14 protein-coding genes are annotated in these 10,011 nt (G+C 42.5%); 11 read left to right on the top strand and 3 right to left on the bottom strand.

Features of this window, described 5'->3' with window-relative positions; all coding sequences use genetic code 11:
* Window positions 1-206 precede the first annotated feature (206 nt).
* Complete coding sequence (locus J6I68_RS04675; RefSeq protein ID WP_292217918.1) at window positions 207-1,343, bottom strand: tyrosine-type recombinase/integrase; 1,137 nt, start codon at window positions 1,341-1,343, stop codon at window positions 207-209.
* A gap of 176 nt (window positions 1,344-1,519) precedes the next feature.
* On the opposite strand from J6I68_RS04675, the gene J6I68_RS04670 reads away from it, so the two are divergent.
* Together J6I68_RS04670 and J6I68_RS04665 are read left to right on the top strand one after the other, a co-directional pair.
* On the top strand, window positions 1,520-1,717 hold the full coding sequence (locus J6I68_RS04670; protein ID WP_292217915.1) for a hypothetical protein: 198 nt from the start codon (window positions 1,520-1,522) through the stop codon (window positions 1,715-1,717).
* The gene (locus J6I68_RS04665; RefSeq protein ID WP_292217914.1) at window positions 1,665-2,138 is read left to right on the top strand and encodes a DUF2335 domain-containing protein; all 474 of its coding nucleotides are present in this window, start codon (window positions 1,665-1,667) and stop codon (window positions 2,136-2,138) included. The genes J6I68_RS04670 and J6I68_RS04665 overlap by 53 nt, the downstream gene beginning before the upstream one ends.
* A gap of 99 nt (window positions 2,139-2,237) precedes the next feature.
* Here the strand turns inward: J6I68_RS04665 and J6I68_RS04660 are convergent, their stop codons facing one another.
* Window positions 2,238-2,657 (bottom strand): helix-turn-helix domain-containing protein, encoded by a 420-nt coding sequence (locus J6I68_RS04660; protein WP_292217912.1) that lies wholly within the window; start codon window positions 2,655-2,657, stop codon window positions 2,238-2,240.
* 147 nt (window positions 2,658-2,804) lie between these two features.
* Here J6I68_RS04660 and J6I68_RS17410 point away from each other — a divergent pair, with 147 nt between their 5' ends.
* Window positions 2,805-3,029: a DUF739 family protein gene (locus tag J6I68_RS17410; protein ID WP_292217910.1), complete on the top strand. Its 225-nt coding sequence runs from the start codon at window positions 2,805-2,807 to the stop codon at window positions 3,027-3,029.
* A gap of 263 nt (window positions 3,030-3,292) precedes the next feature.
* Here the strand turns inward: J6I68_RS17410 and J6I68_RS04650 are convergent, their stop codons facing one another.
* A complete protein-coding gene (locus J6I68_RS04650; RefSeq protein WP_292217907.1) occupies window positions 3,293-3,550 on the bottom strand; it encodes a hypothetical protein in 258 nt (85 codons plus the stop codon).
* A 65-nt stretch (window positions 3,551-3,615) separates the two neighbouring features.
* On the opposite strand from J6I68_RS04650, the gene J6I68_RS04645 reads away from it, so the two are divergent.
* From J6I68_RS04645 to J6I68_RS04610, 8 genes are all read left to right on the top strand, one after another.
* Entirely contained in the window at window positions 3,616-3,807 is a 192-nt protein-coding gene (locus tag J6I68_RS04645) for a hypothetical protein (protein WP_292217906.1), read from the top strand.
* A 16-nt stretch (window positions 3,808-3,823) separates the two neighbouring features.
* Window positions 3,824-4,456, top strand: a complete 633-nt coding sequence (locus J6I68_RS04640; protein ID WP_292217903.1) for a cell wall hydrolase — start codon at window positions 3,824-3,826, stop codon at window positions 4,454-4,456.
* A 32-nt stretch (window positions 4,457-4,488) separates the two neighbouring features.
* Window positions 4,489-4,761, top strand: a complete 273-nt coding sequence (locus J6I68_RS04635; RefSeq protein WP_292217902.1) for a hypothetical protein — start codon at window positions 4,489-4,491, stop codon at window positions 4,759-4,761.
* A 117-nt stretch (window positions 4,762-4,878) separates the two neighbouring features.
* The gene (locus tag J6I68_RS04630; protein ID WP_292217901.1) at window positions 4,879-5,679 is read left to right on the top strand and encodes a rolling circle replication-associated protein; all 801 of its coding nucleotides are present in this window, start codon (window positions 4,879-4,881) and stop codon (window positions 5,677-5,679) included.
* Window positions 5,672-6,100 carry an RNase H family protein gene (locus tag J6I68_RS04625; protein WP_292217899.1) on the top strand — a complete coding sequence of 143 codons (429 nt, stop codon included), beginning with the start codon at window positions 5,672-5,674 and terminating at the stop codon, window positions 6,098-6,100. The genes J6I68_RS04630 and J6I68_RS04625 overlap by 8 nt, the downstream gene beginning before the upstream one ends.
* Before the next feature lie 13 nt (window positions 6,101-6,113).
* The gene (locus J6I68_RS04620) at window positions 6,114-6,599 is read left to right on the top strand and encodes a hypothetical protein (protein WP_292217898.1); all 486 of its coding nucleotides are present in this window, start codon (window positions 6,114-6,116) and stop codon (window positions 6,597-6,599) included.
* 7 nt (window positions 6,600-6,606) lie between these two features.
* Window positions 6,607-8,676, top strand: a complete 2,070-nt coding sequence (locus tag J6I68_RS04615; RefSeq protein WP_292217897.1) for a PcfJ domain-containing protein — start codon at window positions 6,607-6,609, stop codon at window positions 8,674-8,676.
* Between the two features lie 9 nt (window positions 8,677-8,685).
* Window positions 8,686-9,927, top strand: a complete 1,242-nt coding sequence (locus tag J6I68_RS04610) for a hypothetical protein (protein WP_292217894.1) — start codon at window positions 8,686-8,688, stop codon at window positions 9,925-9,927.
* The last annotated feature ends 84 nt before the right edge of the window (window positions 9,928-10,011 follow it).

Here is a 10,011-nt window from a genome sequence, read left to right as displayed (position 1 = left end):
TGGCTACGGACCAGAAGGTCGTGGGTTCGAATCCTGTCACGCACACTTATAAGAAATAAGCGGAACACCTAGTAAATATGGGCGTTCCGCTTATTTTTATTGTAGTTCAAAGTAACTAAAAGTAGTTAAAAGTAAATGTAAAAAATCGGTAATTTTGGGTCCATTTTTACATTAATGTAATAAAAATGTAAGTAAACGTATGTTTGCTACATCCCCAAAGCTTCATTTATGGTTTCCACAACGTTCTCTTTTGAGTCAACAATATGACTGTAAACATCCAGGACCATTTTCTCGGTATCACCAAGGAGCTGGGCAATCTTTTTCGTGCTGATCTGAGGCACCTTATAGCACAGCTCTGTGCAGTAGTTATGCCTGAAGATGTGGCAGGTAAGATCCTTTATCGGTTTTTCTCCCTTAAATTTCTTGGCCTGAGGGTTATATCCGGCTGCCATGTTCATTGAGGTAATGATTGACGCCCACATTCTTCTAAAGGATGTTTCTGTCATCATCTCAGAATCCCTACCATGGAACAGATAACCGTCGCAGGATTCCACATAAGGTTTTATTCTTGGTGCCATGGCAGCAGGTATTGGTATGGTCCTGACGCCTCTTTCTGATTTCGGATAAGGCTTGAGCACCGGATTGTTCCCGTCAAAGACAATAACCTTGTTTATACTCACTTCGTTCCTTTCCCAGTTAAAATCAAATCTTGTCAGAGCCAGGGCTTCTCCTCTCCTTAGGCCGCACGCATACAGTATGGAAACAAAAGCCTGCTTCATGGGTGAGAGCTCTGCCTTCAGGAAAGCTTCTTTCTCAGTCTCGTTAAGAGGCCTTTTAGAGGGTTTCACATACTTAGGAAGTGTGATGTCAGAACAGATATCTTCAAGAGCATTCCGGGGCAGCAGCTTGTCCCTTACAGCACTTCGTATGATCTGCCTGAAGGTGGTTTCTATGTTCTTACAGGTCTTAGGATGATCAGCGTTATTATTGATGACCATCTGCAGGTGTGAATGTCTGACATCGGATATCCTGACATCATACAGACAGTCAAAGTATTTAATGGTTGTCCGGTACATTCTCTGAGTATTGATCTCAGAGGTAGCCTTGCTGATCTCAAACCACTTTTGGGCATACTGAGGAAAAGTCATTCCGGAATAGTTTAAGGCACCACCATTCTTAAGCTGAGCTTTAAACTCTGCCACCTGCTTTTCAAGATCCGCCGAGGATTTCTTGGAAACTAAAGCCTTCCTATGCTTTTCTCCTGTCTTGGTATAGGTACCATCCCAGACAAGAGTACTCCATCCCTGGATACGTTCATTGTATTTATACTTCGCTTTGGCCATAAAAACCTCCTTATCTATATATGGTACAAACGATATAACGACTACAATTGATTGCGGTTGTAATAAATTGATAAAAAATATATACTTAAAGTACACAAATAGAACTGTTGACTTGTGGGCACAAGTAGATGTATATTAAATAATATTTCTCTTACAGGACTGAAAGGAGATTATTGATGAAAGCACGTAGGAAAATAATAATCAGTAACAGCTTCCTTGAAGGTTATGCAAGGGCTATTAGTGTAATTGCTGATAATAAGTATCCGAATCTTGATGACGACAGATACAAAGATTATCAGGCGCTGAGAGGAGACTGGGCAATTGTCGGAAAAACCATCCAAAAAGAAACAAGAGCTTACGCAACAGCAAAGTAATAAAGAGCTTTCTGAACCAGAACTTGTTCTGGAAGGTGAAGAGGATTTACGCAAAGTCGTCGCTTTAGCTGTCAGGGAATTTAGTGGGCCAATTCCACCACCGGAATCGCTGGCAGGCTATGAGAAGACATTGCCGGGATCCGCTGATAGGATATTACAAATGGCCGAAAAGCAATCTCAACACAGGCAGGAACTGGAAAAAAGAGAGGTTGAGATAGAAGCGAGAGACAGCCTATTAGGAATTATACTTGCATTCATCCTTGGTATAGGAAGCCTTGGAGTAGCATTTACGATCATCATTGTGCTTCCTGAGTCATCAGGTGCTCTTGCGGCGGCTGTATTCGGAGCAGCAGGTTTCGGATCAATAATTACTGCATTTCTTAAAACTACAAGAAAGAATAATAGCTCGTCTACCAAATAATAGGAAGAAGGAGTTACGGAAGCGCCTTAAAAGGGCGCTTCTTGTTTTATATGAAAGTCTATACTCTTTAATTTTATCAAGTATCACTCTCAAGCCCCATCAGGCCAGATTATCCTTTTCTGTTAAATCTGTATATGAATCCAGCACTTCCCCGTGGTTTCTGGGAGAGCTATCAAGATCAGCCAGGTAATCCATTAGTTTGGCCTTGCCGGTTTTGTTAAAGCTCCTATAAGTATTTATAAGCCTGGTCTCTTCAGGATCAAGAGAAAGATCTGAGGATGGAGCAGAGGCAGCAGGCTTTGATTGCATTGGCACATCATATCCCATTAACCATGCAGGGCTTATATCAAAGTATTTTGCAAGAATATATATCTTATCTTGCTTAGGTTCATATCTTCCTGAGATATAAGAACTTAAAGCTCCCTTTGTAATTCCAGTGGACTCTATTATGTCTATCTGTTTTACATTTTTTAATGCAATTATTTCTTTTAATCGAGCAGACGTATTACTCTTTTTCATATCAAATCCCTCCTACCCTCATTATATATAAATGTTTAGATAACGCAACAAAAAGTTTAGAAAAGTTAAAAAATATATTGACGCGTTAAACAAAGGTGTGCTAATATACAAACAGTTTAGAAAGCTAAACGGAAAGGAGTAAATGATATGCAGAGCATACAGTTTGATTACAGTAAGCTTAAGGGAAAAATCAAGGAAGTTTGCGGTACTCAGGATGCGCTTGCATCCAAAATAGGACTAGGACGCGTGACATTAAGTCAGCGATTAAATAACCAATCAAACTTCTCACAGGATGAAATCGCTAGAATGACTCAGGCGTTACATATTTCCAACGAGGATATCCCCGTATATTTTTTTACAATAATAGTTTAGAAAACTAAACCAATCGGGGCTGGAGCGGATTTCTCTAAGGGGAACCCCTCAGAGAAATAGTAACAAATAGTAGATACATATTGACATATGTATCTACTAAACAATCTTAACCAACAGCTGAATTCACACAGCGGAGCGAGGGAATATGAAGAATTCAACAGATGAAGTAAATAAAGCAATCCAGGAGATGTGCGAGGCAGCTGTTAAAGCAGTAGATCTCTCAGGTATTACTGACAACAATCCGGAGATTCAGATTCAGGAAATCATAAAGGACGAAATAGTAACTTGCGCAAATCGGATTCGGAAATATCTGGAAGAACACCGAGCTGGTCTAAAGCAGAAAGAGTCAGACGAACAGAAGTAGTGATGGACAGCCTTACGGTTACATCGATTATTGCTTGGGCCTGATCAGACGGAATGGCTTCGGGATATTGGCTCGCAATAACTTTGGAAACTGCCGCAGAATCCATATTTCTTAAAGCTTGTTCGCAGATCAGTTTTGACAGTAAATCAGTATTCATAATTATCAAACCTCCTATACGGAGATTATAGCACGTTGCGACGTCGCAACAGAAAGGAGCAGCACATGAATTATCCATCAAAAGTAATGAGAGCCACAGAGCTTGTAAAAATGGGATGGCCAGAGCGAAGCCTTCGGGAAATCTTCAATATGCCCGGTCAGAAGATAGCCTGGAAGATGTCTAATGCGGTGAACAGTCCGATGCTGTTCGATACAGACGAACTGGAAAAATACAGGAAAGCCAAGTGCACTAACTAAATAGAGAGAGGAAACCATGAGAAAGCTAAAGGGGATGTTAATAACAGCAGGAATGTTATTGATCCTGTCGGGAATATCACTACAGGTACCGGAGGAGACGCAAACCTTATGGGAGGAAATACCGGATGAAGAAATTCACACCTATATCCAAGAAAAAGAACAAACAGAGGATATGGCAGTCGATGGGCCAGTCCAGGAAGTCGAGTATGCAGAAGTTAGACAACCTGCAGAAGAACTTCCACCGGCAGCAGGGGAAGTGATAGAGCTGACCTATGACGAAGCTACAGAGCTTAAGAAGCTGGCCACAGCAGAAGCTGAAGGAGAAGGATGTGAGGGCCAGTGGCTTGTCATGAGTGTGGTATGGAACCGGGTACAGGATCCGGAATATCCCTCAACTATCCATGAGGTCATCAATCAGTACGGAGTCACCAAGGAAGGCAAGAAGATATACCAATTTAGCTGTGTGGCTGACGGGAGGATTGAAACAGCAAAGCCATCCGGAGACAGTGGCACAGCTCTTGCAAGACTTGAGACCGGAGATGTCAGTCCTGGGATCATAGCCTTTGAGGTAACAGGCACAGACATCCTGGAGAAGTGGTTTAAGTTTGCCTTCAACTACAAACATCACAACTTTTTCACCAAGAAGTAGATAAAAGGGAATGAAAGGTGCAGTAAAAGGGAATGGAAAAAACACCACAAGAGCAATTCTATGAAGTGTACGAGCCACTTCGAAAGAGATATCGGCTGCTCTCCCATATCAAGGCATCAGTCTTTAAGCCGGACGAAGATGTTATTGAGATATATAAAGATACAGGGAAAGACAAGAAGCTGCTCTACAGGTCTAAAGGAGAGCTGGAAGACTGTTATAAGCAGATGATATTGAACCTGAGAGTTTATGAAAATGAGCAAAAGAAAAGAGAGCCAGGGAAGCTCTCAAGTTCTTGTAGTACATAACATATTTGACATAGATATTGTACTACATTGAACCCATAAAATCAAGGAAAAGCTAGATTTTATCTAGTTTTTATAGCTTTATAACCATATTAAAGTTAGGGGAGCAGTTGGGGATCAATGGCATACAGTGAGAAGATATTCAGTTCACCAAATTATATTGAGCACGAGATAAATTTCAAAGGTAAATATGGAGCGAAAAGGGAAAAGCGAGAGAAGAAAGAAAAGCCGACTCCCCTTCAGATCGAGAAGCAAAATCAATGGAACAGGATAAAGAGGTTAAGGAGAACGCTTCAGCTTAACTTCTATCCGGGGGACTACTGGATAACAGTCAAGTATAAGGCCGGGACCAGAAAAGAGATCCAGGCAGTTAAGGCAGACGTTAAGAAGTTCCTTGATGGATTGAGGAAAAAGTATAAGGCAAGAGGACAGCCCCTTATGTTCGTCTATAGAATCGAGATCGGCAAGAGGGGAGGACTTCACTGCCACATGGTCATAAACAGAATACCGGACGGAGATCTTCTGATACGTGATTCATGGAAGGCGGTCACGGATGACGCAGGAGCTATTGACTATCAGACCATAGACGACAGCGGAGGGTTCGGAGGCTTGGCAGAGTATATATGCAAGAAGCCCGATGTGGAACATATAGGACAGATTGAATTTACTTTCAGAGACGAGGACCGAAAGAAGATCCTTTCAATATCAACCAGCAGGAACTTAAAGAGGCCAGTACCGGAGAAACACAGATATAGTCATTGGACCTTAAAGAAGATCCTCACAGGACAAAAGGACTTAAAGCCCAGAGAAGGTTTCTACATTGATCAGAACTCCGTCCGGAAAGGTGTCAATAAGTTTACGGGCCTATCGTATCTCTGCTACACAGAGGTACGGATAAAGAAAAGGAGCAGGGATGGATAACATTGACCTTTACATTCACACATCCATCAAAGGCGTAGGCCAGGCAGATGGGAAATATATATTTGTTCTTGAGTTTCAGACATCAAAAGGACCTGCCACCATGACAGAAGGAGCAAAGGACATAGAGCAGGCTACAAGTTACTATGCAGAGCTTAAAGCCATAAATGAAGCATTGCAGAGACTTAAAAAGCCATGCGGTCTCAAGATCCATGTTCAGAACAGAGTCCTTGCATCTGCCATTCAGAATAAGTGGTACGAAGCTTGGAAGATGACAGGATACAAGAATAGCAAAGGCGAAGAGATTCGCTGTAAAGAAGAATGGGAAAGCTTCAACGAGCTATTGAAGGATAACACCATTGAAACGGTACTATGTGACAGGCACTCATACTCATCCTGGATGGAGAACGAGTGTGGAGCATGAAAGGAGAGATAACATGTTTGACAAATTCGGAGAAATGGAAAGCGCAAGAGAGATCAATGAGCTTGCGAACAATTTAAAAAACGAGGGCGACAGGGACTCAATCAAGGCCCTTGCAAAGGAGAATGGAATTGACGAAGAAGTGGCCAACGCTTTTATTGATGGGATAATCCCATTCCTCTGCGATGATATGTCAGCTGCCATCGGCAAGCTTGAGATTGAATCAAAGGAAGTTAAGGCAGAGGAGCTTATAAGCGACTGGTGTGAATACATAAAGCAAAGATGCATGGAAGATGACTCTATGTCACAGGCAGTTAGGGGCAAAGGGAAGACCTTTAACGGATGTATTGCGCACATCCTCAAGTGGTCCTTTGGTCATCAGAGACCAATCGATAAGGAGATCCTAAAGGCAGCAGGCGTAAACGCCGGCAAGGTGACATTTGGTATTCCGGGTATGGCAACAGTCAAGAAGCTCATAACAGAATACTACCTCGGAAAGTGAGGCGGCCATGAAGAAAAAGAAGATTGAAGCGCTGCCGTTCATTGGGCTTAAAGAACTGGTGCGCAGCAAAGGCGTTCTTTTTGTCGGGGTTACAGCCGTGAAAAAGATAGGTGAGGAGAAGATCTTACTCCTTGAGATCTACAAGAACAGAGCCAGAGACAAGAAGACACCTGTTATCAGATATGCTGCCAGTAAGGATGACTGGGCCGTGTACGACACAAGAGACGGCTTGTGGTCACATAGAAAAATGGACTCCTATACATGGGGCATGGGCTTTGTGTGGTGTGAGGACAGGCAGCCTGAAGGAAGAGGTTACAACGAGAGGGCAACGGCAAATGTACTTTCATCCGAGCAGGATTTAAACAGGATAAGAAAGTTTTTAAAAAGATCGGCAACATACCAAAACAAATATATAAGGTGGTTCGATCTGTTTAATCAACACGAAGACTATTGCGTGGCCAAGAAAAAGCAGCGAGCCAACGATCTAAGGAATGAAAGGCTTAAGGCTAGAATAAATGCTATTAAACCTATAGATGAGCATAAAATCATCCGGTATGCAGATAAGGAGCTGTTCGGGGAGAAGCATTACATCTATTACACCAAGAAAGGCAGCAGGGCACGCATAGCCTGTTCACACTGCGGAAATGTCACAGAGGGCAGATGGAGAGCAGGAGATACTTATGAGAGCCAGTTTGAGAATTATATACCTGAACCGGTCGCAGGGCAAAAAGGGAAATGTCCGGTTTGCGAGGCAGAAGGCATTTTCAAGTCAGCAGGTAGACAAAAACATGACCATGATATAACAATGCATCTCTATCTGGGCTCAAAATATAAAGAAACAGGAGCCTGCATCAGATACATAGAGCTGACAAAGCGCTTCCAGGTCATGACAGATGAAAAAAAGATTACGGAAGCAAGGGAAAGCATGGCGGCCACCGAGATAGCAAGGATATACGTTGACGGCCAAAAGATGCAGATAGACTACCACAAGCATAATCCTTATATAGGCGGTGATTTTTGGGATGACTGTAATCTGTATGGTCTGGCCAGCATCAATATTGACGAAGCTCTAATACATCCCGACACATGGGAAGAATTAAAGGGTACCTGCCTGCAGTACTGCGCTGCCAAAGAATACAGTACATACAAGGGAGAGATTAATTTCAGGCGCTACATTGAAAGATACATAGAAAACCCACAGATTGAGATGCTGGTGAAGTTAAAACTTTATGATCTCGTTGATCATACCTACTATCTCAATAACCAGGGAGCCACCCCACAAGAATATCTGATGATCAGAAAAGACAGGATAAAATACCTGTCACAGAAACACGGGGAAAAAGCTATATGGAACGTGTTAAAACTCGAAAAGAGACTCGAACAGCACTGGACAATCGAACAGATTGAGAAACTGGCATCTATAAACCCATTAAATACAGACAATCTTGAAACTGTGCTTGGAGTCTTATCGGTCCAAAAACTACTCAATTATATTCAAGGCTACGCCGGATGCGAATTTTTCGGATGCACAAATGCAAGGAACCTCTTGATGCACACTGCTACAGAGTATATCGATTATCTGATCATGAGGATACAGCTAGGCTACGACCTTCACAATACAGTATTCCTTCATCCGCGAAATCTTGAAGAAGCTCACAGAAAGATGGTTGAAGAAACTGATAAAAAACATCTCGATAAACGGATTCTTGAGGCTAATACAAAATATTCCCATATCAAGAAGGAGTACAGGAAGCTTCGCCGCAAATACTATTACGAGGATGACAACTTTATCATCCGTCCGGCCAGAGATGCAGGTGAAATTGTAAGGGAAGGGAGAAGGCTTCACCACTGCGTAGGAGGAGATAACTACTTAAGTAGTCACAACAATGACAAGAGCTACATACTGTTTTTGAGATACAAAAAGACAGCAGAAGTGCCCTTTATCACAATTGAAATATCAGCAGATGTGGCAAAGGTAAGGCAGTGGTACGGGGCCTATGACAAAAAGCCCGATGAAGCGAATATGCAAAAGCTGATAGACAGCTATGTAAAAGGGCTGCAAAAGGCAGCAGGTTAAGGAGGACACATGGAAGAATATCATCAGATCACATTGGACGAGTGGAGCTCCTGGGTAGAAGACATCAGGAATAAGCTCGCTGAGACAGCTCAGAATTTTGTTTACATCGGATATCGCCTAAAGCAGATCCGGGACTCCGGTAACTTCGGAGGTGCAGAAGACGTCTTTGAGTTCGCTCAGAAGGAGTATGGAATTTCAAAGAGTGCAGTTTCAAGGTTTATCGCAATCAATGAAAAGTATTCAGAAGGCGGTAATTCATTAGAACTCAAGGAGCAGTACAAAGGATTTTCAAGCTCGAAGCTTTCTGAGATGTTATCACTCCCGGATTCTGAGTGTGAGCTTATCACTGAAGAGACAACAGTAAAGCAGATCAGAGAGCTTAAGAACTTCGACAGGCAGCAGCCGGAGAACGTAGTAAGTACAGATGAAGCCGATGAAGACGAGGATAAGCCCTCACCTTTGGAGCTGTGCATCATCGATTATTTCAAAGACAAAAAAGATATGCTCAATAATGTCATGGCTCTTGAATGCGATTCGAAGCACAAGGAAGCAGCCGAGGTCATGAACCCTTCAGGAAGCGCGAGTCATAGCAAGGGAATCTGTTTCATGTTCATGTATGACTACAATACAGGCATTAAATACAGACTCCTTACAGAGCCCCAGCCTTTGACAATGACTTGGAATAAGTTCCTTGAGACTATTTACTTGATATATTGCAGTGCCTATGGACAGGAAGATGTTTGGTCAGAATATTATAAAGCCGTTGCGACGTCGCAACAGGAAACATCAGACATTCCAAAAAACGAGCCCACAGAAACACAGGCAGAATCAGAAGTTAAAGAAAACGAAAATCCTGAAACTCTGATTAATCCCAAAGCGGAAGAGCAATCTGAAAAAGAGGAAAATCTTGAAAGCATTGAAAACACTGAAAAAGAAGAAAGCGAAAATCCCGAAAGCCGCATAAAGCCCGTGTACGAAGAGGCACAGCCTGTTGCGACGTCGCAACAAAATAACGCAGCTCTCCCGGAGGACAATAAACCGGAGCCATCGGAGGATCTTTTACCACAGGAAGAGAGCAAGGGAGCTAAAGTAGATAGCCACGAACATTCTGATGACAGGTTTGCAAGAAGAGGAGAGATGCTTGAGAGAATTGAAAAGCTGCAGAAAGCAATAAACCTTCAGGAATGGGATTACGCCCTTGATATTCACAAGCACCTGGGCTGGGATATTGAATGGTTTGCAAATAACTAATGGATAGATGGAGGTAGATATGTTTGTTAATGACAATGTATTAAAGCGGTTAATCAAGAACGCCTGGAAAGGAGCAGGACTTCA

This window comes from Butyrivibrio sp. (assembly GCF_017940685.1).
GTDB lineage: Bacteria > Bacillota > Clostridia > Lachnospirales > Lachnospiraceae > Butyrivibrio.
This window is presented reverse-complemented; position numbering and strand designations above follow the sequence as displayed.

Bases quoted from the DNA above. Each gene is read 5' to 3' on its own strand.
- J6I68_RS04645 (WP_292217906.1), top strand. From the start codon at position 3,616: ATGAATTATCCATCAAAAGTAATGAGAGCCACAGAGCTTGTAAAAATG.
- J6I68_RS04635 (WP_292217902.1), top strand. From the start codon at position 4,489: ATGGAAAAAACACCACAAGAGCAATTCTATGAAGTGTACGAGCCACTT.
- J6I68_RS04675 (WP_292217918.1), bottom strand. From the start codon at position 1,343: ATGGCCAAAGCGAAGTATAAATACAATGAACGTATCCAGGGATGGAGT.
- J6I68_RS04610 (WP_292217894.1), top strand. From the start codon at position 8,686: ATGGAAGAATATCATCAGATCACATTGGACGAGTGGAGCTCCTGGGTA.
- J6I68_RS04615 (WP_292217897.1), top strand. From the start codon at position 6,607: ATGAAGAAAAAGAAGATTGAAGCGCTGCCGTTCATTGGGCTTAAAGAA.
- J6I68_RS04660 (WP_292217912.1), bottom strand. From the start codon at position 2,657: ATGAAAAAGAGTAATACGTCTGCTCGATTAAAAGAAATAATTGCATTA.
- J6I68_RS04620 (WP_292217898.1), top strand. From the start codon at position 6,114: ATGTTTGACAAATTCGGAGAAATGGAAAGCGCAAGAGAGATCAATGAG.
- J6I68_RS04650 (WP_292217907.1), bottom strand. From the start codon at position 3,550: ATGAATACTGATTTACTGTCAAAACTGATCTGCGAACAAGCTTTAAGA.
- J6I68_RS04630 (WP_292217901.1), top strand. From the start codon at position 4,879: ATGGCATACAGTGAGAAGATATTCAGTTCACCAAATTATATTGAGCAC.
- J6I68_RS04625 (WP_292217899.1), top strand. From the start codon at position 5,672: ATGGATAACATTGACCTTTACATTCACACATCCATCAAAGGCGTAGGC.
- J6I68_RS04670 (WP_292217915.1), top strand. From the start codon at position 1,520: ATGAAAGCACGTAGGAAAATAATAATCAGTAACAGCTTCCTTGAAGGT.
- J6I68_RS17410 (WP_292217910.1), top strand. From the start codon at position 2,805: ATGCAGAGCATACAGTTTGATTACAGTAAGCTTAAGGGAAAAATCAAG.
- J6I68_RS04640 (WP_292217903.1), top strand. From the start codon at position 3,824: ATGAGAAAGCTAAAGGGGATGTTAATAACAGCAGGAATGTTATTGATC.